This window comes from Mycobacteriales bacterium, assembly GCA_036497565.1.
In the GTDB taxonomy this organism is placed as follows: Bacteria; Actinomycetota; Actinomycetes; order Mycobacteriales; family QHCD01; genus DASXJE01.
In genome coordinates this window covers 1-21,381 of sequence record DASXJE010000135.1, presented here as the reverse complement: position 1 = coordinate 21,381, position 21,381 = coordinate 1, and the positions used below count along the sequence as shown (strand labels likewise).

Annotated in this window: 21 protein-coding genes and 1 pseudogene; 8 read left to right on the top strand and 14 right to left on the bottom strand. The window is 72.3% G+C overall.

Annotated elements, in window-relative coordinates; all coding sequences use genetic code 11:
• Window positions 1–711: 711 nt before the first annotated feature.
• A complete protein-coding gene (locus VGH85_11670) occupies window positions 712–1,056 on the bottom strand; it encodes a hypothetical protein (protein ID HEY2174455.1) in 345 nt (114 codons plus the stop codon).
• Between the two features lie 268 nt (window positions 1,057–1,324).
• Between VGH85_11670 and VGH85_11665 the strand changes: the two genes are divergently transcribed.
• The gene (locus VGH85_11665) at window positions 1,325–2,620 is read left to right on the top strand and encodes a class F sortase (GenBank protein ID HEY2174454.1); all 1,296 of its coding nucleotides are present in this window, start codon (window positions 1,325–1,327) and stop codon (window positions 2,618–2,620) included.
• A gap of 6 nt (window positions 2,621–2,626) precedes the next feature.
• Here the strand turns inward: VGH85_11665 and VGH85_11660 are convergent, their stop codons facing one another.
• Window positions 2,627–3,304 carry a response regulator transcription factor gene (locus VGH85_11660; protein HEY2174453.1) on the bottom strand — a complete coding sequence of 226 codons (678 nt, stop codon included), beginning with the start codon at window positions 3,302–3,304 and terminating at the stop codon, window positions 2,627–2,629.
• Window positions 3,297–4,565: a GAF domain-containing sensor histidine kinase gene (locus VGH85_11655; GenBank protein HEY2174452.1), complete on the bottom strand. Its 1,269-nt coding sequence runs from the start codon at window positions 4,563–4,565 to the stop codon at window positions 3,297–3,299. The genes VGH85_11660 and VGH85_11655 overlap by 8 nt, the downstream gene beginning before the upstream one ends.
• A 123-nt stretch (window positions 4,566–4,688) precedes the next feature.
• Here VGH85_11655 and VGH85_11650 point away from each other — a divergent pair, with 123 nt between their 5' ends.
• The 3 genes from VGH85_11650 to serB all read left to right on the top strand — a co-directional run bounded on the left by VGH85_11650 (window position 4,689) and on the right by serB (window position 7,837).
• Complete coding sequence (locus tag VGH85_11650) at window positions 4,689–5,483, top strand: SDR family NAD(P)-dependent oxidoreductase (protein HEY2174451.1); 795 nt, start codon at window positions 4,689–4,691, stop codon at window positions 5,481–5,483.
• A gap of 9 nt (window positions 5,484–5,492) precedes the next feature.
• Window positions 5,493–6,560 (top strand): S-adenosylmethionine:tRNA ribosyltransferase-isomerase, encoded by a 1,068-nt coding sequence (locus tag VGH85_11645; GenBank protein HEY2174450.1) that lies wholly within the window; start codon window positions 5,493–5,495, stop codon window positions 6,558–6,560.
• Window positions 6,561–6,649: 89 nt separating this feature from the next.
• A complete protein-coding gene (gene serB / locus VGH85_11640; GenBank protein ID HEY2174449.1) occupies window positions 6,650–7,837 on the top strand; it encodes a phosphoserine phosphatase SerB in 1,188 nt (395 codons plus the stop codon).
• 89 nt (window positions 7,838–7,926) lie between these two features.
• Here the strand turns inward: serB and VGH85_11635 are convergent, their stop codons facing one another.
• Both VGH85_11635 and VGH85_11630 read right to left on the bottom strand, forming a co-directional pair.
• Complete coding sequence (locus tag VGH85_11635; GenBank protein HEY2174448.1) at window positions 7,927–10,407, bottom strand: sodium-translocating pyrophosphatase; 2,481 nt, start codon at window positions 10,405–10,407, stop codon at window positions 7,927–7,929.
• A 159-nt stretch (window positions 10,408–10,566) separates the two neighbouring features.
• Complete coding sequence (locus VGH85_11630; GenBank protein HEY2174447.1) at window positions 10,567–10,905, bottom strand: STAS domain-containing protein; 339 nt, start codon at window positions 10,903–10,905, stop codon at window positions 10,567–10,569.
• A 95-nt stretch (window positions 10,906–11,000) separates the two neighbouring features.
• Here VGH85_11630 and VGH85_11625 point away from each other — a divergent pair, with 95 nt between their 5' ends.
• From VGH85_11625 to VGH85_11615, 3 genes are read left to right on the top strand one after another with little or no spacing between them, the layout of a single operon-like run.
• A complete protein-coding gene (locus tag VGH85_11625) occupies window positions 11,001–13,334 on the top strand; it encodes a DEAD/DEAH box helicase (GenBank protein HEY2174446.1) in 2,334 nt (777 codons plus the stop codon).
• The gene (gene tsaA, locus VGH85_11620; GenBank protein HEY2174445.1) at window positions 13,331–13,747 is read left to right on the top strand and encodes a tRNA (N6-threonylcarbamoyladenosine(37)-N6)-methyltransferase TrmO; all 417 of its coding nucleotides are present in this window, start codon (window positions 13,331–13,333) and stop codon (window positions 13,745–13,747) included. Before VGH85_11625 ends, tsaA begins: the two co-directional genes overlap by 4 nt.
• A gap of 7 nt (window positions 13,748–13,754) precedes the next feature.
• Window positions 13,755–14,072: a hypothetical protein gene (locus tag VGH85_11615; GenBank protein HEY2174444.1), complete on the top strand. Its 318-nt coding sequence runs from the start codon at window positions 13,755–13,757 to the stop codon at window positions 14,070–14,072.
• A gap of 26 nt (window positions 14,073–14,098) precedes the next feature.
• On the opposite strand, the gene VGH85_11610 is transcribed toward VGH85_11615, so the two are convergent.
• The 9 genes and pseudogenes from VGH85_11610 to VGH85_11570 all read right to left on the bottom strand — a co-directional run bounded on the left by VGH85_11610 (window position 14,099) and on the right by VGH85_11570 (window position 19,887).
• Window positions 14,099–14,569 carry an organic hydroperoxide resistance protein gene (locus VGH85_11610; GenBank protein ID HEY2174443.1) on the bottom strand — a complete coding sequence of 157 codons (471 nt, stop codon included), beginning with the start codon at window positions 14,567–14,569 and terminating at the stop codon, window positions 14,099–14,101.
• On the bottom strand, window positions 14,566–15,942 hold the full coding sequence (locus tag VGH85_11605) for a sulfatase (protein ID HEY2174442.1): 1,377 nt from the start codon (window positions 15,940–15,942) through the stop codon (window positions 14,566–14,568). The genes VGH85_11610 and VGH85_11605 overlap by 4 nt, the downstream gene beginning before the upstream one ends.
• Before the next feature lie 104 nt (window positions 15,943–16,046).
• Window positions 16,047–16,421 (bottom strand): Rv3654c family TadE-like protein, encoded by a 375-nt coding sequence (locus VGH85_11600; GenBank protein HEY2174441.1) that lies wholly within the window; start codon window positions 16,419–16,421, stop codon window positions 16,047–16,049.
• On the bottom strand, window positions 16,418–16,792 hold the full coding sequence (locus tag VGH85_11595) for a TadE family type IV pilus minor pilin (GenBank protein HEY2174440.1): 375 nt from the start codon (window positions 16,790–16,792) through the stop codon (window positions 16,418–16,420). The genes VGH85_11600 and VGH85_11595 overlap by 4 nt, the downstream gene beginning before the upstream one ends.
• Window positions 16,789–16,974, bottom strand: a complete 186-nt coding sequence (locus tag VGH85_11590; protein ID HEY2174439.1) for a DUF4244 domain-containing protein — start codon at window positions 16,972–16,974, stop codon at window positions 16,789–16,791. The genes VGH85_11595 and VGH85_11590 overlap by 4 nt, the downstream gene beginning before the upstream one ends.
• A gap of 113 nt (window positions 16,975–17,087) precedes the next feature.
• Window positions 17,088–17,621 (bottom strand): nuclear transport factor 2 family protein, encoded by a 534-nt coding sequence (locus VGH85_11585; protein HEY2174438.1) that lies wholly within the window; start codon window positions 17,619–17,621, stop codon window positions 17,088–17,090.
• A gap of 48 nt (window positions 17,622–17,669) precedes the next feature.
• Window positions 17,670–18,407, bottom strand: a complete 738-nt coding sequence (locus VGH85_11580) for a type II secretion system F family protein (GenBank protein HEY2174437.1) — start codon at window positions 18,405–18,407, stop codon at window positions 17,670–17,672.
• On the bottom strand, window positions 18,404–19,261 hold the full coding sequence (locus VGH85_11575) for a type II secretion system F family protein (protein ID HEY2174436.1): 858 nt from the start codon (window positions 19,259–19,261) through the stop codon (window positions 18,404–18,406). The genes VGH85_11580 and VGH85_11575 overlap by 4 nt, the downstream gene beginning before the upstream one ends.
• 14 nt (window positions 19,262–19,275) lie before the next feature.
• A pseudogene (locus VGH85_11570) lies at window positions 19,276–19,887 on the bottom strand (ATPase, T2SS/T4P/T4SS family).
• A 22-nt stretch (window positions 19,888–19,909) separates the two neighbouring features.
• Between VGH85_11570 and VGH85_11565 the strand changes: the two are divergent.
• Window positions 19,910–21,307: a recombinase family protein gene (locus tag VGH85_11565; protein ID HEY2174435.1), complete on the top strand. Its 1,398-nt coding sequence runs from the start codon at window positions 19,910–19,912 to the stop codon at window positions 21,305–21,307.
• Window positions 21,308–21,381: the final 74 nt, after the last annotated feature.

The window sequence follows — 21,381 nt, the reverse complement described above, 5'->3', positions numbered from 1 at the left end:
GACGTCTCCCGCCGGACCCCAACGCCGCGCAACCGCAACACCTCGTCGGACATTCCGTCCCTCCCTACGCCAAGCGCGGCGAGTCCCTACTCAACGTGGCGAGCAGCCAGCGTCCAGACCCGAACCTACGCTACGACGCCGTGGCCGGCCCACTGGAACCGAGACCCGCTCCGTGTGCGGTCCGTCTCGTCGGCCGGGCGGGAGACCGGGGCGGTCCAGCTCGTGGAATTTTGTCCGGTTTCGCCAGGCGACTCCGGATTTAAATAAACGTTAGGTCTCACATCCGCATGAAATGCGCCGTCCTATCGCAATAGCGGGTGAGGGGGTCGATAAGCTGACCGGCGCCTGAGAACGCTTCTCGCGGTAAGGGGAAGGGCGTCACAGATTCCGGGATTATCACCCTGCATGACCGATATGACCGGGAGAACTGATGTGTCGTGATTATCGCGTACGTAGTCGGCTCGTCACTCCGTGTTGCGCCACCGGCCGTGCTGCCGGGCCGCTGGACCGCACGGGGCGAAGCCACCGGAATAAGCAGACAGAAAAGGAGCGGGAGTAAATGAACTTCCTGTCCAACCGTCCTCGCAAGATGATGGCCACCGCCGCGCTCAGTGTTCCGCTCCTGGCCGCTGGGTCGACGGTGATGTTCAGCAGCGCAGCTTCGGCGGCCACGGTGTCCCCGGCTCATGCGACCTGTGGTTGCGGCAAGGGTCACACCCCGCCGCCCTCCACCCCGACGCCGAGCGTCAGCGTGACCACGACCACGACCGCGCCGGCCGGGTGCACCTGCACCAAGCACCCGACCCCGCCGCCGACCAGCACCACGCCGACCACGCCGCCGGCCAGCCCGACCCCGAGCGTGGTCCCGACCGCGCCGGCCTCGTCGTCGGCTCCGGCTCCGGCCGGCTCGGTCACCCCGGTCGCGACCAGCAGCCCGTCGGCTGGCGTGCTTCCGGTCGGTGGCGCCGGCACCGGTGGTGGCGGCAGCACCAAGGGCGGCAGTGACGCCCCGCTGGCCGCGGGTGGCGCGGCTGCGGCCGTGGCCGCGGGCGGCATCGGCTTCCTGGCCTACCGCCGCTTCCGCAAGGCCGGGGCTTCCGCCTGACCTTCGCGGTGACATCGCCAGCCACGCTGGCTTAGGCCCGGCAGGGGCTCCGGAGCACGGACCGGAGCCCCGGCCGGGTCGTCGCATGTCTGGCATTCGATGAAATCAGCAGCTTGAGATGTATCCGGAGGATTAACCTGGGTCAGCCGGTCCTGTCACGGATGAGACCGGTGTGAGCTGCTTTGACGCCGTGCCAGTCGTCCCGGAACAGGAGCTTTGATGTCCAGCGGTCGCCACCGGCGCGATTCAGCCCCGGATGAGCAGCCCTGGCCTGACCGGGAACGGCCGGAGCGGGACCGGTCGGCCTGGCTGGAGCCGATCCGGTACGACCTGCCGCCCCGATACGAGGATGAGCAGCCCCCGCGGCGGGCCGCGGACGAGACGTCCATCGACCTGACCCGGCCGGCCGCCGACGAGACTTCGTTCGACCTGCCCGCCTGGGACGACCAGAGCCGGCCCGACCAGGGCCAGCCGGAGCAGCCCCCCCGGCGCTGGGCTCCGGACGAGACGTCCGTGGATCTCCCCCAGCAGGCCATGGACGAGACCTCGCTGAACCTGCCCAGCCCGGCCGCGGATGAGACCTCGGTCGATCTGCACCGGCAGACCGCGCACGATACTTCGGTGGACCTGCCCCGGCAGAGCGCCGACGAGACCTCCTTCGACCTGCCCGCCTGGAGCGGCAGCGACCAGGACCTTCCCCAACTTCCCCCGCGCCGGCCCACCGTGGACGAGACGGTCGTGGACCTGCCGGCCTGGGACGAGCGGCCCCCGCAGGCCCGGGTCCGGGCCGGGCAAACTGGCCGCCCGGCCCGGAACGGCCCGCCCAACCGCTCCGGCAACCGCGCCGGTGACCGGCCCGCGGGCCGGAAGAACCGCAGCCGGGGGGCCCTGCGCATGATGATCGCGGCCGCGGTGGTGGCGGTGATCGGCGTGGGTGTCTCGGTCTACGGCCTGACCACCAAGACCACGGTGGCCGGGGCCCAGTACACCCCGCCCTCAGTGGGCAATTCCGTGCCCAACGCCAAGCCCGACCCGGCCGCGCTGGCCCTGAGCCGGTCCACCCCGGTGAAGATCCAGATCCCCTCCATCGGGGTGTCGGCCCCGATCGAGCAGGTCGGCCTGCTCACCAACGGCGAGGTGCAGACACCCCCGCTGACCGTGCACAACCTCACCGGCTGGTACAAGTACGGGCCGACCCCCGGTGAGGACGGCGCCTCGGTCATCCTCGGCCACGTGGACGACTACAAGGGACTGTCGGTCTTCTACTACCTGAAGGACCTGGCCAAGGGCGACCAGATCGGTGTGACCCTGTCCGACGGGATCACGGCCAACTTTGTGGTCGACGGCCTGCAGAAGGCGTCCAAGGACAACTTCCCGACCCAGGAGGTGTACGGCAAGATCGGGTACCCCGGGCTGCGCCTGATCACCTGCGGCGGGGTGTTCGACAGCGCCACCGGGCACTACGACAGCAACATCATCGTCTACGCCCACCTGGTCCACAGCGCCACCACGTAGGGGCCACTACCTAGCGCCGTCGCCGCCGTCGGCGTGCCGGACCGCGTAGAGCGCCGCCTGGGTCCGGTCCTGCACCCCGAGCTTGGCCAGCACCGAGCTGACGTGGGTCTTCACCGTCTTCTCGGACACGTGAAGCTCGCGGGCGATCTCCCGGTTGGAACGGCCACGGGCGATCTCCTCCAGCACCTCCCGCTCCCGGACGGTGAGCGCGGCGAGCCCGCCCCGCCCCGGTGGCCCGCCCGGGCCCCAGCCACCCGCCGTGACCAGGCCCGGGACCAGGCGGCCGGCCGCGCCCGGGGCCAGCAGCAGGTTGCCGTCGTTGACGGCGCGGATGGCCCGGATCAGCGCGTCCGGGTCCACGTCTTTGTACAGGAAGCCGGACGCCCCGGCCTGGACCGCCCGGCCGACCTGAGCTGGGTCGTTGCCGCTGGTCAAAACGAGGACCCGGGCCCCGATGCCGCGGGCCCGCAGTTCGGCCAGCACCCCGATGCCGTCCAGGCCGGGCAGCTTCAGGTCGAGCAGGATCACGTCCGGGTCCAGCTCGGCGGCTAGTTCCAGCGCCGCCGGGCCGTCGGCGGCCTCCCCGGTCACTGCGATCCCGTCGTGGACCTCGAGCAGCACCCGCAGGCCCTGCCGGACGACCGGGTGGTCGTCGACGATCAGCACGGTCAGCTGGTCAGTCACGGCCCGCCTCCCGGACCGTCTCCCGGCGGACCGTCTCCCGATGGGCGGGCGGGCGCCGCAGCGGCACGGCCAGCCGGACCGTGGTGCCCGCACCCGGGGCGGAGCGGATGGCCAGGGTCCCGCCCGTCGCCTCGGCCCGGCCCCGCATCGAGGCCAGCCCCAGCCCACCGGGAGCGTCGGGGGCGAACCCGCAGCCGTCGTCGGTGACCTCGAGCACGACCCGGCGCGGGCTGCGGGACAGGGCCATGGTGATCTCGCGGGCTCCGGCGTGCCGGAGCGCGTTGTGCAGGGCCTCCTGGGCCACCCGGTAGAGCGCCGCCTCCTGCTGTTCCTCCAGCACCGGAAGTTCGGTGGCGCGGAACCGGACCGTGACCCCGTGCGCGCGCCCGGCCAGCACCGCGTACCGGCGCAGCGATTCGGCCAGGCCGGCCTCGCCCAGCTCGGGTGGGGCCAGCCCGTCGATGACCGCCCGCAGCTCGGCGTGGGCCTCCGCGCCCAGCTGGGCGACCGCCTCCATCTCGGCCGCGGCCCGGGCCGGGTCCCGGCCGGCCAGCACCGCGGCCGCGCGGGCCCGGGCCCGCAGGCTGAACAGCTTCTGCGACACCGCGTCGTGCAGGTCCCGGGCCAGCCGGGACCGCTCCTCCAGCACCGACAGCTCCCGGCTGCGCTCGGACAGCCGGGCGTTGGTCAGGGCGATGGCGGCGTGCGCGGCGAACAGCGACAGCAGCTCCTGGTCGCGGGCGGTGAACTCGGTCCCGGTCCCGCCCGGCACCACCTTGTCGGCCGCGAAGATGATGGCCAGCACCTCGCCCCCGTCCTTGACCGGGACGCCGAGGAAGCCGGACAGGTCGGGATGGGCGGCGGGCCAGCCGCCTTCGAAGCGCGGGTCGGTGCGGATGTCAGCCAGCCGCTCCGGCTGCGCCTCCCGGAGCAGCACGCCGAGCATGCCGTGCTGGCGGGGCAGCGGCCCGATCGCCCGCCACTGACGGTCCGAGACGCCGTCCACCACGAACTCGGCGAACGACCCGTGGCGGTCGGGGACCCCGAGCGCGGCGTAGCGCGCGCCGACCAGGGAGCGGGCCGACCGCACGATGACCTGCAGGACGTCCCGGACGCCCAGCTGCCGGGCCACCGACAGCACGACCTGGCTGACCCGGTAGAGCTCGTCGAGCCCCCGGGTGCCGTCGGCCGGGAGCCCCCGGGTGTCATCGGCCGGGAGCCCCCGGGTGCCGTCGGCCTGCGGCGCCGGTTCTGCGGTCACGGCCCGACGTTACCCGCGTCGGCCCGGGACGCGCATCAGCCAGCGGTCCTAGGACCATCGGCCCAGGTCCAGCCGGTCGGCGGCCCGATGTGCCCGGCGCCGCCCGCGCCTAGCGTTCAGGGCATGGATTCCCATCGAGCCACCACCCGAACCGGCCGCCCGAGCCCCTCGGACCCGTCGGACCGCCCGCGGACCGCGATCGTCACCGGCGCGTCCTGCGGGCTCGGCCACGCGCTGGCCACCGGGCTGGCCGCGGTCGGCCACCCGCTCGTCATCGACGCCCGCGACGGGGCCGAACTGGAGACGGCGCGGGCCGCCATCCAGGACGCGGGCGCCGGTATCCGCGTGATCGCCGTCCGCGGCGACGTCCGCGACCCGGCCCACCGGGACGCTCTGGTCCAGGCGGCGGACCAGCTCGGCGGGGCCTGTCTGCTGGTCAACAACGCCGGGACGCTGGGCGCCAGCCCGCTTCCGGCACTGGCCGACTACCCGCTGGACGAGCTGCGGGCCGCGTTCGAGGCCAACGTGGTCGCGCCGGTCGCGCTGGCCCAGGCCCTGCTGCCGTCGCTGCGACGCCACGGCGGGGCGATCCTCAACATCACCTCCGACGCGGCCACCGCGGCCTACACCGGCTGGGGCGGCTACGGCGCGGTCAAGGCCGCGCTGGAGCAGGCGTCGAACGTGCTGGCCGCCGAGGAGAATGCGGTCCGCGTGTGGTGGGTCGATCCCGGCGACCTGCGCACCCGCATGCACCAGGAGGCGTTCCCGGGCGAGGACATCTCCGACCGGCCGCGACCCGACGAGGTTGTGCCCGGTTTCCTGCGGCTGATCGAAGGCCGCCTGCCCAGCGGGCGCTACCGCGCCCCGGAACTACTGCCCGGTGTCCCGGCCCGGACCGAAGCCGGCGCCGGCTCCTAGGAGGCCGTCATGAGCATCGAATTCACCCTGCCTTCGGACCTGGAGGCCCACGACCCGCCGGAGTCCCGCGGCACCCCGCGGGACGGAGTCCGGATGATGGTCAGCCAGGGCACCACCGGCGAGATCAGCCACCATCGGTTCGGCGAACTACCCGGCCTGCTGCGACCCGGCGACCTGATCGTGGTCAACACCTCGGGCACCCTGCCCGCCGAGGTCGCCGCGATCCCGGCCGAGCCCTCCGGTCCCCGGCTGGCCGGCGCCGAGCCCTCCGGCCCCCGGCTGGCGGTGCACTTCTCCACCGCCTGGCCGGACGGCGGCTGGCTGGTCGAGCTGCGCTCGATCACCGGGCCGGCCACGGTCCCGGATCCGGGCGGCGCGCCCGGGGACACGATCGTGCTGCCCGGCGGCGCCCGGCTGACCCTGGACGACCGGCTCACCGGCCGCCTGTGGCGGGCCCGGCTCTCCACCGCGGTGGTGCCGTACCTGCTCCGGCACGGGGTGCCGATCCGGTACTCCTACGTGCAGCAGGAATGGCCGCTGGACGCCTACCAGACGGTGTTCGCGACCCGGCCGGGCAGCGCCGAGATGCCCAGCGCCAGCCGTCCGTTCTCCCCCGAGGTGGTGACCCGGCTGGTCGCCCGGGGGATCACGTTCGCCCCGCTGACCCTGGACACCGGGGTGTCCTCGCTGGAGGGCGACGAGGAGCCGTACCCGGAGCCGTTCGACGTCCCGCCCGCCACCGCCCGGCTGGTCAACCTGACCCGGCGGACCGGGGGCCGGGTCATCGCGGCCGGGACCACCGTGGTCCGCGCGCTGGAGACCGCGGCCCGGGCCGAGCCGGCCGGGGACGGCCTGGTCGCGGCGGCGGCCGGCTGGACCAGCCACATCGTCACCCCGGAGGTCCCCCTGCTCGCCGCCGACGGCCTGCTCACCGGCCTGCACGAGCCACGCTCGTCGCACCTGCGCATGCTGGCCGCGTTCGCCGGCCCGCAGCTGCTCAGCCGCTGCTACCAGGCCGCCATCGACCAGCGCTACCTGTGGCACGAGTTCGGCGACGTTCACCTCCTGCTGCCCTGACGTGGCCGATGCGACCACCGTGTGGTCTGTGGCGACAGGCGGCCGGCGGCGGCCCGGCGGAACCGGGGGCCGGGTAGCGTTACCAGGCGATGAATGCCACGCGGACGACGCTGCTGATCACTCTGACCGGGCGGGACCGCCCCGGAGTCACCTCCCGCCTGTTCGGCGCGCTGACCGGGCACGAGCTGAGCGTGCTGGACATCGAGCAGGTGGTCATCCGGGGCCGCCTGATCCTCGGTGTGCTGTGCGCCTCGGACGGCCCGCCCGACCTGACCGCCATCCACCGGAAGGTCAGCGCACTGGCCGCCGATCTCGGCCTCGACGCCGAGATCACCACCGGCTCCCGGGATACGCCGCACCGGCGCGGGCGGCTGCACGTCTCCCTGCTCGGCAGCCCGCTGTCCCCGGCCGCGATCAACGCCATCACCGGCCGGATCGCGGCCAGCGGGGCCAACATCGACCGGATCACCCGGCTGGCTCAGGACCCGGTGACCTGCCTGGAGCTGGACGTCTCCGGAGCCGACCCGGCCACCCTGCGGTCCGAACTGTCCCGGGAGGCGGTCCAGCAGCACGTCGACGTGGCCGTGCAGCGCGGCGGCCTGCAGCGGCGGGCCATGCGGCTGATCGTGATGGACGTGGACTCCACCCTCATCCAGGACGAGGTCATCGACCTGCTGGCCGACCGGGCCGGATGCGCGCCCGAGGTGGCCAAGGTGACCGAAGCAACCATGCGCGGTGACCTCGATTTCGAGGGGTCGCTGCGGGAGCGGGTGGCCCTGCTGGCCGGGCTGAGCGACGACGTGCTGGCCGACGTGCGGCACGCGCTCCGGCTCACCCCCGGGGCCCGCACGCTGATCCGGACGCTGAAGCGGCTGGGCTACCGATGCGGGATCGTCAGCGGCGGGTTCACCCAGATCATCGACCCGCTGGCCGCCGAGCTGGGCATCGACTACGTGGCCGCCAACGTACTGGAGACCGCGGACGGCAAGCTGACCGGCCGGGTGTCCGGCCCGGTCATCGACCGCGCGGGCAAGGCGGCCGCGCTGGGCCGGTTCGCCGACCTGGCCGGGGTGCCGCTCAGCCAGACCGTCGCGGTCGGGGACGGCGCCAACGACCTGGACATGATCGCGGCGGCCGGGCTGGGGGTGGCGTTCAACGCCAAGCCGGTGGTCCGGGACGCGGCCGACACCGCGCTGAGCCTGCCCTACCTGGACACCGTGCTGTACCTGCTCGGCATCTCCAGCGACGAGGTGGAGGCGGCCGACACCGAAGCCTGAGCGTTCAGGCCCTGAACAGCCGGGCCGTAACGCCAACGGGCGGGCCAGCACCATCCGGTGCTGACCCGCCCGTTCGCGGTTGGATCCGGTCAGGAGTCCGTGCTCGACGCCTTCGGCACCGTCGATGAGCCCTGGCCGTTCGTGGCTTCCGCCTCGTCCGGCGTGACCACCTCGACCACGTCGACCTCGACGACCTCGATCGTCTCGGCGGCCGCCGGGGACTCCGGCACCGGGGTGATCGCGTCGACGGAGCCGGCCACCTCGGTGCTGGCCCCGTCGCCGTCGCCCATCCCGGACCCGCGGCGCTTGGAGAACAGGATCGCGCCGACGATGATGATCACCGCGGCCAGGGCGACGCCGACCCGGAGACCGGTGTTGTCGGCGTACTTGACGACGCTGGTCGCGATCAGCAGCGAGACCAGGTTCATGACCTTGAGCAGCGGGTTGATGGCCGGGCCCGCGGTGTCCTTGAACGGGTCGCCGACCGTGTCGCCGATGATCGTCGCCTCGTGCGCGGCGCTGCCCTTGCCGCCGTGTGCGCCGTCCTCGACGATCTTCTTGGCGTTGTCCCAGGCCCCACCGGAGTTGGCGAGGAAGATCGCCATCAGGACCCCGGCCGCGATGGCGCCGGCGAGATAGGACGCCAGCGGGCCCACGCCGAGCAGGAACCCGGTGGCGACCGGGGCGAGTACGGCGAGCAGGCCCGGTGTGGCCAGTTCCCGCAGCGAGTCCTTCGTACAGATGTCGACGACCCGGCCGTACTCCGGCTTCTCGGTCCCTTGCATGATCCCCGGCCGGGTGCGGAACTGCTCCCGCACCTCGAAGACCACCCGGCTGGCGGCCCGGGACACGGCGCTGATCGCCAGGCCGGAGAAGAAGAAGACGACCGCGGCGCCGATGATCACGCCGACCAGGTTGTTGGGCTGCGACAGGTTGAGGCTGAAGGACAGCGCGGTGAGCTTGCCCGGCGGCGAACCGCCGCCGACGGTTTCGGACAGCGCCGTACTCACTGCGGTGTTGAACGACCCGAACAAGGCGGTCGCGGCGAGCACCGCCGTCGCGATCGCGATGCCCTTGGTGATGGCCTTGGTGGTGTTGCCGACCGCGTCGAGGTCGGTGAGGACCTGCGCGGCCTTCTCGTCGATGTCGCCGGACATCTCGGCGATGCCCTGCGCGTTGTCGCTCACCGGGCCGAACGTGTCCATCGACACGATCACGCCGGCGGTGGTCAGCAGGCCGCAGCCGGCCAGGGCGACCGCGAATAGCGCCACCGCGATCGACCCGCCGCCGAGCAGGAAGCAGAGGTAGACCCCGCCGGCCAGCAGCAACGCCGAGTAGACCGACGACTCGAGGCCGAGTGAGACGCCGGACAGGATGACCGTGGCCGGACCGGTCCGCGAGTTCGCGGCGACGTCGATGGTCGGCTTGCGCGCGGTGTCGGTGAAGAAGCCGGTCAGCTGCTGGATGACCGCGGCGAGCGCGATCCCGATCAGCACGGCGAGGAAGGCGATCAGCGCCGGGTTGCCGGCCGCCGGCTTGCCGAGGACGTCCTTCGCGGTCCCGCCGAGCGGCGGGAACGAGGTCGGCAGATAGATGAAGGCGGCGATCAACACCAGTGCCAACGACGTGGCGGCGGAGATGAAGAACCCGCGGGTGATCGGCACCAGGCCGCTGCGGTCCCGCGACCGCAGCCGGGTGGTGAGGATGCCGACGACCGAGCTGAGCACGCCGATGGCAGCGACCACCAACGGGAAGACCAGACCCTTGGACCCGAAGGCGACCTGGCCGAGGATCAGCGCGGCGACCAGTGTGACCGCGTAGGACTCGAACAGGTCCGCGGCCATGCCGGCGCAGTCCCCGACGTTGTCGCCGACGTTGTCGGCGATGGTCGCGGCGTTGCGCGGATCGTCCTCGGGGATGCCGGCCTCGACCTTGCCGACCAGGTCGGCGCCGACGTCGGCGGCCTTGGTGAAGATGCCGCCGCCGACCCGCATGAACATCGCGAGCAGGGCACCGCCGAAGCCGAAGCCTTCGAGGACCGTCGGCGCGTTCTGGTTGAAGATCAGCAGGACCGCCGCGGCCCCGAAAAGCCCGAGGCCGACCGTGAACATGCCGACCACGCCGCCGGTGCGGAAGGCGATCCGGAAGCCGCGCTGCTCACCGCCCTCCCGGGCGGCCGCGGCGACGCGCACGTTGGCGCGGGTGGCGAGGGTCATGCCGACGAAACCGACGGTCGCAGAGAACGCGGCGCCGACCAGGAAGAAGAGCGCCCGGCCGATGCGGACGGCCCAACCGCCCTGCTCGACCGGGAGCACCAGCATGACGACGAACACGATGACCGCGAACAGGCTCAGCGTCCGGAACTGCCGGTTCAGGTAGGCGGACGCACCTTCCTGCACGGCGCGGGCGATCTCCTGCATCCGGACCGTGCCCTGAGCGGCCGCAACGACCTCTCGGGCGAGGAAATAGGCGAAGACGAGCGCACCCAACGCGATGACGGCGATGACGGCGGCGATCCCGTAGCCACTGCCACCGATTTTTGCGGCCTCCGCGAGGTACGGCGGGGTCATTCGTCCTCCAAGCAGGCATGAGCGTGCCCGAGGCGACCGACGGTGACGGTCGTGCGGGCCACGGCGTACCGCGAGCGGCCGATCGCCACCTGCGGTCCGGGGAGTCTAAGGGAGCCTAGCGTGCAGGACGAGCGCCGGGGTGGACGCCCGGCCGGGCCGCTAGTCCGCGCCGATGTCCGCCCGCGAACTGTGGACGGTGAAGACGTCGTCCAGCCCGGTGATGCGCAGCAGCTTGAGAACCCGCTCCGATCCACAGACCAGGTCGAGGCGTCCACCGAGATCGCGGGCGCGGTTGAACCCGCCGACGAGCACGCCGAGTCCGGTGGAATCGATGAACCCGACCCCGTCGAGGTCGACGACGAGTCGGCGTTCGCCGCCGTCGAGAATGTCGGTGATGCGCTCGCCGAGGGTCGGCGCCGAATAGGCGTCGACCTCGCCCCCCACCTCGAGGACGGTGCGACCCGCGGAATCAGTGCCCATAGTGAGCGAGAGGTCCACGACCCAACCTCCCTATTCATTGTCGTCAGCAGGCGCACCGGCGATGGCACGCTAGGTACCGATTCAATCAGAGCGTCTCATGTAAGAGTGAACCCATGGGCTTCCCGAAGACAGCGGTACGCGGAAGACCGCTGCTCGACCGGGTGACGATCGGGCAGTCGGCCGATACCCGGTTGACCCATGTCGAGGAACTCGCCGCCCGCCCGGGACGCCCGGCCGGTTGGCCGCCGTGGGTGCCCGATCTGCTTCGCGACCGGCTCGCCGTCCGCGGGGTGGAGGCGCCGTGGCAGCACCAGGCGCAGGCCGCGGACCTCGCCTGGGCCGGGCGGTCGGTGGTCGTCGCGACCGGCACCGCATCGGGCAAATCGCTCGCCTACCAACTCCCCGTACTCGCCCGGTTACTCGCCGAGCCCCGGGCGACGGCGCTCTATCTCGCCCCCACCAAGGCGCTGGCCGCCGATCAGCTGCGCGCCGTGCGGTCGTTGGCGCTGACCGACGTACGGGCGGCGACCTACGACGGCGACACGCCGCGCGAGGAGCGCGACTGGGTGCGCGCCCACGGCCGGCTGGTGTTCACCAACCCCGACATGCTGCACAGCGGAATCCTGCCGGCGCACTCCCGCTGGTCGTCGTTCCTCCGACGGCTGAACTACGTGGTGATCGACGAATGCCACACCTACCGCGGCATCTTCGGCTCCCACGTCGCGCACGTCCTGCGCCGGTTGCGCCGGATCTGCGCGAAGTACGGCGCCCACCCCACCTTCGTGCTCGCGTCGGCGACGGTGTCCGACCCGGCTGTGTCCGCGACCCGGCTGGTGGGCCAGCCGGTCGAGCAGGTCACCGACGATGCGTCCCCCCACGGAGCGACCACGTTTGCGCTGTGGGAACCGCCGCTCACCGCCCTGACCGGCGAGAACGGCGCCCCGATCCGCCGGTCGGCCGGCTCGGAGACCGCGCGGCTGCTCGCCGATCTGGTCGTCGAGGGCGCCAGCACGCTGGCCTTCGTCCGGTCCCGCCGCGGCGCCGAGGTCGTGGCGCTCTCGGCCCGCCGGGCGCTCGCCGAGTCCGCTCCCGACCTGGTGGACCGGGTCGCGGCGTACCGGGCCGGCTACCTGTCGGAGGAACGCCGGGCCCTCGAGGCCGGCCTCGCCGACGGCTCCCTGCTCGGCGTCGCCGCCACCAACGCGCTGGAGCTCGGGGTCGACATCAGCGGCCTGGACGCCGTCGTCCTCGCCGGCTTCCCGGGCACGATCGCCTCGCTGTGGCAGCAGGCGGGTCGGGCCGGACGGTCCGGCCAGCCCGCGCTGGCCGTCTTCGTGGCCCGCGACGATCCGCTGGACACCTACCTGGCGCACCACCCCGACGCGGTCTTCGGCCGGCCGGTCGAGGCGACCGTCCTCGACCCCGACAACCCGCACGTGCTCGGCCCTCAGCTCGCCTGCGCGGCGGCCGAGCTGCCGCTGTGCGAGGAGGAGCTCGACCTCTTCGGCGGCGGGGCGCCGGCACTGCTCGCCGATCTGGTCCGCCGCGGACTGCTGCGACATCGCCCGGCGGGCTGGTTCTGGACCTCCCGGGAGCGGCCGGCCGTCGACATCCGCGGCACCGGTGGCTCCCCCGTGCGGGTCGTCGAGGGAGGCACCGGGCGCCTGCTCGGCACGGTCGATCCCGGGTCGGCCCACAGCACGGTGCACCGGGGCGCCGTCTACCTGCACCGCGGCACGTCGTACGTCGTCGACGACCTCGATCTCGAGGGTGCGGTGGCTCTGGTGCACGAGGAGGAACCGACCTGGACGACCTCCGCCCGCGATCTCACCGACATCCGGGTGGTCGAGACGCTGCGCAGCCGTGATCTCGGCGCGGTCGCCGTCCACCTGGGCACGGTCGACGTGACCAACCAGGTGGTGTCCTACCTCCGGCGGCGGCTGCCGTCGGGCGAGGTGATCGACGAGCTGCCGCTGGATCTCCCGGCCCGGGAGCTGCGTACCCGCGCGGTCTGGTACACGATCGAGGAGTCGACGCTGCAGCGGAGCGGGCTGACCGATGCCGACGTTCCCGGCGCTGCCCACGCGGCCGAGCACGCCGCGATCGGGTTGCTCCCGCTGGTGGCGACCTGCGACCGGTCGGACATCGGCGGGGTCTCGACCGCGCTGCACCCCGACACCGGCCACCCCACCGTGTTCGTCTATGACGGCCATCCCGGCGGGGCCGGCTTCGCCGACCGCGGCTTCGACGCCATCGACGTCTGGCTGCAGGCGACCCGCGACGCGATCGCCGGCTGCGAGTGCGAGGCCGGCTGCCCGTCATGTGTGCAGTCGCCGAAATGCGGCAACCGCAACCAGCCGCTGGACAAGCCAGGTGCGCTGCGGTTGCTCGACGTGGTTCTCGGCGCACTGGCCCGCCCGCACGTCACCGCCGGGCCGGTCCGATGAGTGCGACGTCGTACACCGTCCGGCCGATCGGGCTGGTCGAGTCCCCTCTCGTCGACCGCGAAAGCGCGCCGCGGCAGGGTGACGAGGGCACCCCGGACGCGTGGATCGCGGTCGACCACGAGTTCCGCGAGGCGATGCGTGATCTCACGGCCGGGGCGGACGTCATCGTGCTGACCTGGCTGGACCGCGCGGATCGGGGCGTGCTCTCGGTGCATCCGCGTAGCGACCCCGACCGGCCGCTGCAGGGCGTGTTCACGACCCGGTCGCCCGACCGCCCCAACCCGATCGGACTGCACCGGGTGCGCATCCTCGACGTCGAGGCCACCCGGATCCAGGTCGAGGGTCTCGAAGCGCTGGACCGGACGCCGGTGCTCGACATCAAGCCGGCGCTCGGTCCGGTGGACGACAGGTGAGTGGGCCGTGAATCCGCGGGAACCGATGAACGGTGTGGTCGCCAGACTCGTCGCCGCGATCAATGACGGTGATCGTGCGGTGTTCCTGTCGCTGCTCGCACCGGATGCCGAACTCACCGACGACGGCCGACCGCGCGAGCTCGCGGCATGGATCGACGCCGAGATCTTCACGGTGCACGGGCACCTGACCGTCGATCGCGAAGAGGAGCAGGGCCTGCGCATCTACGCGACCTACCGCAATGACACCTGGGGGGAGATGTCCACGGTCTGGCGCTTCGGAGTGTCCGGGGAGAAGATCACCCGGATCGACACCGGCCAGGCGTGACCTCGCTCCGACGGTGAGCCGGAGCGCTATGCGCCCGGCTCGCTCACCTCGACCGGAGCTCCGTTGGCCGTCAGCGTGATGTAGATGTTCCCGCGGGTCGCGTTGGAGTAGGGACACACCTGATGCGCCGCCCGCACCAGCTCGACCGCCTGAGCCGGGTCGTCGACCGACGGAAGACGGACGTCGAGCACGACGGCGAGCTGGTAGGCCCGCTCCTTCGTGGGCACGAGCATGACCTGTGACTCGATCTCGACGTCGCCGGCCTCAGCCCTGGCCCGTCGTGCGGCAACTCCGAGAGCGCTCTCGAAGCAGGCCGCGAACCCGATCGCGAAGAGCTGCTCGGGGTTGGTGCCGCCCCCTTCGCCACCCATCTCGACCGGGGAGCGCAGGTCGACCTCCAGCATCCCGTCCGAGGTACGCCCGTGGCCCTGCGCCCGCCCGCCGGTGACGTGCGCCTCGGCGGTGTAGATCGGCTGGCGTCCGGTGTCCTGGGTCATGTCCTCATCCTCTCCTCGGCGATGTCGAGCGGTTCGACGGCCATCTGGTGCAGCAGACGGACCGCCCGGTCGTGCAGCGGCGCGGGTACCGGACCGGTCGGCAGCGGGTCGTCGACGTCCTGCATCCAGTCCGCGAGTTGGGCGAGCAGGTGGTGCCGGACGGCGGCGTAGTCGGCGTGATCCGCGACGTCGGTCAGCTCAGCCGGGTCGTGCTCGAGGTCGTAGAGCTCGACGAGCGGGTGGTAGGGCGGAATGCCGTGCTGCACGGTGACCGGTTGCGACCGCGGCCGCCACGACTGGCTGGAGTCCATGATCGACGGCGCCGAGCTGAAGTTGACGATCAGCTTGTGGCGCGCGGTCCGGACGCACCGTCGGGGGTCGTAGTAGTCGTGATGGGTGATCTGGGCGAACACCTGCTCGCGGGCCTGATGCGGTTCGTCGTTCAGCAGCGGTACGACGCTGCGACCGCTCACCCGGCCGGGCACCGGTATCCCCGCGGCCTCGAGCACGGTCGGCATGATGTCGATGTTGGAGACGAGATCGGCGGAGGACCGCCCGCCGGTCCAGCCGTGCTGCGGGCTGCGGACGACCAGCGCCACCTCGATTCCCGGGTCGTAGAGCGTGCACTTCGCCCGTGGTAGCGCGAGCCCGTGGTCGGTGGTGAACACCACGACCGTGTCGTCCTCGAGACCGGTACGGCGCAGTGCGGCCAGCACCTCACCGACGCCGGCATCCATGGCGCTCGTGGCACCCTGCAACTCGGCGATCTCCGCGCGGGAGCCGTCGTCGTCGACGAGGTAGGGCGGCACCGCGACACCGTTCGACGTATCGGGCGTGACGCCCGGCCGGAGGAACCCCATGGTGCCGGGCGGGTCGGTCGGGGACGGCGAGCGGTGCGGCTCGTTGAAGCCGACCTGCAGGTAGAACGGTTCGGCGCGCTCGGCGAGGTCGGTGAGCGCCGCTACCGCACGCCCTGCCACCCTCGGAGCATTTCCGCCGGTGACGACCTCGTCGAACCCCAGCCGGCGCGCGAGATCCGCGTCCGGCGCCACCCGCGACTCGTGGTGGACGCCGTAGAGCGCGGTCCGGTAGCCGTTGTCGTGGAAGACGGCGGCAATGTGCTGTTCATCGGGTCGCAGATCCCAGCCGAAGTCTTCGTGGGTGAGCCCGAGGACACCGTGTTCCTGCGGGTAGCGACCGGTGAACAGCGACGCCCGCGACGGGCTGCACTGCGGCGCCGTACAGAACGCCCGGTCGAATCGCACACCGTCCGCAGCAAGCGCGTCGATCGCCGGGGTGCTGACCCCGTTCACGCCGTAACAACCGACGAACCGACCCAGGTCGTGGCAATGCATGATCAGCACGTTGGTCACGTGCCACCTCCCGCGCAGTCGGCCGCCGCTCACCATCTCACGACGGTTCCGTCCGTGGCCGGGGCGGCCATGCGACGAAGCACTCCCGGGGACGTCGGGCGTCCCTATGGCGCCGGACCGGCTCGCGCCCACCCGTGCGCCTGCCACCGGCGCAGCAGCCGGCCCGGGAGCGGGTGTGTCACCTCGACATCGGCGACGCGGGCAACCACGCGACAGCTGACCAGCCGCGCTCCGTTGACCGCCGCGATATGCGCAGCCGCTCGGCAGGCAGCCCGGGCACCGAGGTCGCCGTCGGCGGCGGCCGCGAGCGCGGCGAAATCCGCCGCCGCCTCGGCGTCATGGCGGCCCACGACGGCCACGCCCCGTGCGACGGTCGCACCACCGATGAGCAGCACCACCGCGCCGATGGTCAACACCCAGATTGCGCCACTCCCCCGGTCCGCCGGCCGGCATCGGCGCCGGCCACGGCCACCGGTCACGGCACGCCGACCTCGCCCGGCTCCCGTGCTGCGACCGCCCGACCGTCGACGGTGAACGCCGGGAGAAACCCGCCGAGCGGACGGACCACGGCCTGCACCCGCACATTGACCTGACTGTCGTCGCCGGTGAGAACGACCCTTGCGCCCGGTGGTGCAGAACGCCCGGCCAGCGATCGCACGACGGCCGGTGCGTCACCACGGGCCGCGCCGCGCGCGGCCTCCCGTGCAGCGTCGACGCATTTCAGGTGCCCACCGACCACGTCGACCGCGGTGAGTGCGACGGCGAGAAGGGCCACCAGCGCCGGCAGGGCGACGGCGATCTCGGCCGTCACCATGCCGCCGTCCGGCGCGGCGCGGCGTGGTCTGCTCACAGGTGGACGGAGAGCGCCGAGCTGATGATGTGACTGACCGCGTGCATCACGGTCGAGCTGGTGACCACCTTGTAGAGCACGACCGCGAACGCCACGGCGGCGACCGTGCCGACGGCGTATTCCGCGGTCGTCATCCCTGCATCGGCGGTCATTCGGGCAACGAGACGCTTGATCTGATTCATGTCCTCAGCCAACCTCGGCCGGCGTCCCGGAGCGGCCGTCCGCCGCAGGATGTGGACTCCTCGACAGCCTGTGGATCCGTGCTTGACACGAGACTTACGAGCCGTTGCCCGGGCTACCCGTCCGCAGGTGGGCGCTCGCCGCGGGCCAGCTCGGCGGCACGGCGGAGGTTGATCTCGCGCACCAGTGGATCGGCGTGCCGGTGCACCAACCGCCAGTCGTCGCCCTCCCGGCGGAACATCATCGTCACGCGCAACGACCAGTCCTGATCCGGCAGCCCGCCGACCGTGCCGTGTTGTCGTTCGATCAGCACCAGCACGACGCACTCGCCCGCGATGTAGGACTGCACCACGTCCACCTGCGCCTCGCCGCCGGTGAAGAACCGGGACAGCTGCTCGACGGCGTGTTCGCTGTCGTCGAATCCGTGCCGCGGCTCTCCGCCGAACGGCGGGACCAGCGTGTAGTCGTCGGCGTGTACGAACAGATCCAGGTAGCTGCGAACGTCGCCGCGGATCAGCGCGGCGGCCGCGTCCTGCAGCGTCGCACGAGGTCCGCGACGTCGGTCCCGGTGATGCCACTGCGCGCCATGACGGCCCCTGGTGCTCTGCGTGGCCGCCCGGGCGGCACGCGGCCATGATGCTATCGGCACCGCTCCACCGGCAGTAGCAGCTTGACGGCGAGGTGCACGAGCCGTGCCCTATCGGAGTGCGCCGGCGGCCAGGCCGATCACGACCGGAATGACGCCGAGGGAAACGAAGGCCGGCAGAAAGCACAGCCCGAGCGGCGCCATCGCGATCACCGATGCACGCCGCGCCGCGCCCTCACCGCGCTGGACGGCCTCCGCCCGCCGGTCTTCGGCGACCCGCTCCATCGTCGCGGCCAACGTGTTCCCGCTGTCCGCCGAGCGCGCCACCGCCCGCGCGACGACACCCCACACCGGGTCGGCGGCGTAATCGGCCCACGCCGCGGTCGGGGCGGCACCCAGTCGGATCAGCGACGCCACCCGGGCGAGGTCGTCGGCGAGCGGCCCCCCACGCGCCGTCGCCACCACCTCGGCAGCCGTTCCGAACGCCAGGCCCGCATGCAGTCCCACTGCAAGCAGGTCGAGCGTGGAGGGCAGCATCCGATCCCGCGCGGCCCGGCGGCGACGGTCGGCGCGGCTCTCCCGCGCCGGCAGGAACCGGTCGAGGAACAGGCCGAGGGCCACGCCGACCGCGACTCCGGCGGGCGAGCGGACGAGGACGACAGTGATCACGGCGACGATGACCGCGACCAGCCTTGTCCCGCCGACGGACGGCGCCCGGACGGGCGGGGGACCGCTCGGCGTCGACGTCACGCGGCGGACCCGCCGTTCGGCATCGCTGCGCGGCGCCGCGGCGGGCCAGCAGACCACGCCCACTGCGGACGCGACCATCGCTGCGGCCGTGACGGTCATGGTCCACGTCCGGCGGCGTCGACGATGCGAGCCGTCCACCAGACGCCGAGTCCGTCGAGGATCGCACCGGTCGCGAGCGCGACCTGCCCGGGACCGGTCTGCAGCAACACCCGGGCCGGGTGTGCGCCCATGGCCGCGCCGAGACCGAGGCCGACGACGGGCAATCCGGCGAGGAGTGCCGCCGTGGCGCGGGGCCCGGCCAGTTCCGCGTCGAGCCGCCGGCGGCGCGCACGCTCCGACCGCAGGTCACGCTCGACCCGGTCCAGCACCTCACCGAGCGCCGCCCCGCTGCGGGCGCTGACCTGCCACGCCGCGGCAACCTGGCCCAGTCCGTCGCCGACCGGGCCGGCTCGCGCAGCGGCGGCCAGAGCAACGCCGGCGTCACCGCCGAGCATTGCCGTCGAGGCGGCGTCGCGCAGGGCTGCGCCCACCCCGCCGCCGGCCGCCAGTCCGCCGGCTCGAAGCGCCGCGGCCGGAGCGTGTCCGGAACGGACCTCGGCGGCGACCGCAGCGATCGCCTCGACCAGAGCGTCCTCGTGCTGTCGCGCGGTCCGGCTGTCCCGGTGATCGGCCCACGCCCGACCGCAGACGACCAGGACGACGGCCGCGCAGATGCCGCACCCCGGCCCGACCGCGACCGTGGCGATCAGCCCGACGGCCGCCGCGCCCGCCCACCGGGCCGGGCGACCGACGGCTGATCGGGCACACCATGCCATCGGTCCCGCCCATCGCGGTTCACCCGGCGCACCCCGGGCCGCGACGGTGCTGATCTGCAGCCGTCGCTCCGGTCGATCAGGACCCGGTGCGGCGAGCAGGCCGAGTGCGGCGAGGGTCAGGGCGGCCACGGTAGTCATCGTCAATCGCCTCCTCAGTGCACGGCCGGTGCGGGCAGTCCGCACGCCGCGATGTCCGACCTGCTGATCCCGCGCACGTGCAGCAGCGCAGCGAGGCGATCCGCGTGGGAGCCCAACCCCCGGGCGCGCCGCCACGCCGGCCGGACCCGGACTCCGTCGGCGACCCGCTCGACGAGGCTGATTTCGGCGAGCACCCGCCGGCCGTCCCCGTCCCGCGCAAGATGCAGGACGACCTGGACGGCGGCCGCGACCTGGCTGTGCAGCGCCGTACGGCCCAGACCGCCGAGGGCACCGAGCGCCTCGAGTCGGGCCGGGACCTCGGCGGCGCTGTTGGCGTGCACCGTGCCGCAGCCGCCGTCGTGGCCGGTGTTCAGTGCCGCCAGAAGCTCGACCACCTCCGCGCCGCGGACCTCACCGACCACGATCCGGTCGGGCCGCATCCGCAGCGCCTGCCGGACCAGGTCGCGCAGCGTCACCTCCCCCGCCCCTTCGACGTTGGCCGCCCGCGCCACCAGTCGCACCACGTGCGGATGCTCCGGTCGAAGCTCGCCTGCGTCTTCGACGAGGACGAGGCGCTCACCGGCACCGACCAGGCTCAGGAGGGCGGCCAGCAGAGTGGTCTTCCCCAGTCATCGTTAATCTCACCCCATGGTTCAGGCAGCCGCCATATATGCCCGCATCTCACAGGACCGCGGCGGTGACGGACTGGGCGTCCAGCGTCAGCTCGAGGACTGCCGACACGAGGCGGATCGTCACGACTGGCCAGTCGCCGAGGAGTATGTCGACGACGACGTCAGTGCGTACCAGGCCAAGCCACGGCCCGCCTACCGCCGGATGTTGCGAGATCTCCGGGACCAGCGCCGTGATGCCGTGATCGTGTGGCACCTCGACCGACTGCACCGGCGACCAATCGAACTCGAAGAGTTCGTCCAGACCTGCACCGTGGCCGGCGTCACCCGCGTCGTCACCCTTCACGGTGACTTCAATCTCGGTTCCGGCGACGGCTTGCTAGTCGCGCGCCTCCTCAGCGCAGTCGCGGCGAACGAGAGCGACTCGAAGCGACGGCGCGGGCAGCGGAAGTCACTGGAGATCGCACAAGCAGGCAAGCCCCACGGTGGCGGCAACCGCCCCTTCGCCTTTGCGGCCGACCAAGTCACGATCGATCCACATGAGGCCGCGATCTACCGCCAGCTGGTTGACCGCGCGCTGGCCGGCGAAACGCTTACCTCACTGTGTCGCTGGCTCGTGGACAACGACGTCCGAACCGTGACGGGCAAGCCCTGGAGAACCCCAACGCTGCGGCAGATCCTGATCAACCCTCGATACTGGGGACAGCGGGTTCACCGGGGCGAAGTCATCGGCCCCTCCGTCTGGGAGCCCATCGTCGACCCCGACCGCGGCGAGGCCCTACGCGCCATACTCACCAACCCGGGCCGCGCGAACAATCGAGGAGCACGAAGCTACCTGCTGTCTGGACTGTGTCGGTGCGGCCTATGCGGAACGAAAATGGCGTCGGGTAGCCGAGAGGGTCGTCGGCGGTACCTATGCAGATCGGGCCATGACTTCGGCGGCTGCGGGCGTACCGCGATATCCGCGGAACCGGTCGACCGGTTGATAGCCGAGGCGACGCTCTACCGACTGGACACACCAGAGCTTGCCGCCGCTCTCGCCAATGCGGGGCAGGACATCCCCAGCGACGGAAGTCTGCAGGCCGCGATCGACGCCGATATCGCCCAACTCGACGAACTTGCCGGGCTCTACTCCGAGCGCGGCATCACGGCTGCCGAATGGCTGCGAGCGCGAAGCGGCATCGAGCTCAGGCTCACAGAGGCACGCCGCCGCCTGAGCACCGCCCAGGGCCTGAGCGCCGTCGAGGGGTTCGTGGGCAACGGTGACGCTCTACGACGCGAGTGGGCCTCGCTCAATCTCGGCCGCCAGCGCGCCATCGTCACCACAACCCTCAGCCATGTCGTCGTCGGGCCCGCCACACGACGGGGCGGGACCAGCATCGACCCGAACCGAGTCAAGCCGATCTGGCGCCTCTGACCTGGCGGCAGTCCTCGGCTCACCGTTCTCCCGCCCAACGCCCAACAGACACGAGACTGCGCTCACCACCGAAG

Bases quoted from the DNA above. Each gene is read 5' to 3' on its own strand.
- VGH85_11670 (HEY2174455.1), bottom strand. From the start codon at position 1,056: ATGCCGCCCGCGGCCACGGCCGCAGCCGCGCCACCCGCGGCCAGCGGG.
- VGH85_11665 (HEY2174454.1), top strand. From the start codon at position 1,325: ATGTCCAGCGGTCGCCACCGGCGCGATTCAGCCCCGGATGAGCAGCCC.
- VGH85_11650 (HEY2174451.1), top strand. From the start codon at position 4,689: ATGGATTCCCATCGAGCCACCACCCGAACCGGCCGCCCGAGCCCCTCG.
- VGH85_11645 (HEY2174450.1), top strand. From the start codon at position 5,493: ATGAGCATCGAATTCACCCTGCCTTCGGACCTGGAGGCCCACGACCCG.
- serB (HEY2174449.1), top strand. From the start codon at position 6,650: ATGAATGCCACGCGGACGACGCTGCTGATCACTCTGACCGGGCGGGAC.
- VGH85_11635 (HEY2174448.1), bottom strand. From the start codon at position 10,407: ATGACCCCGCCGTACCTCGCGGAGGCCGCAAAAATCGGTGGCAGTGGC.
- VGH85_11625 (HEY2174446.1), top strand. From the start codon at position 11,001: ATGGGCTTCCCGAAGACAGCGGTACGCGGAAGACCGCTGCTCGACCGG.
- tsaA (HEY2174445.1), top strand. From the start codon at position 13,331: ATGAGTGCGACGTCGTACACCGTCCGGCCGATCGGGCTGGTCGAGTCC.
- VGH85_11610 (HEY2174443.1), bottom strand. From the start codon at position 14,569: ATGACCCAGGACACCGGACGCCAGCCGATCTACACCGCCGAGGCGCAC.
- VGH85_11590 (HEY2174439.1), bottom strand. From the start codon at position 16,974: ATGAATCAGATCAAGCGTCTCGTTGCCCGAATGACCGCCGATGCAGGG.
- VGH85_11580 (HEY2174437.1), bottom strand. From the start codon at position 18,407: ATGACCGTCACGGCCGCAGCGATGGTCGCGTCCGCAGTGGGCGTGGTC.
- VGH85_11575 (HEY2174436.1), bottom strand. From the start codon at position 19,261: ATGACTACCGTGGCCGCCCTGACCCTCGCCGCACTCGGCCTGCTCGCC.
- VGH85_11565 (HEY2174435.1), top strand. From the start codon at position 19,910: ATGGTTCAGGCAGCCGCCATATATGCCCGCATCTCACAGGACCGCGGC.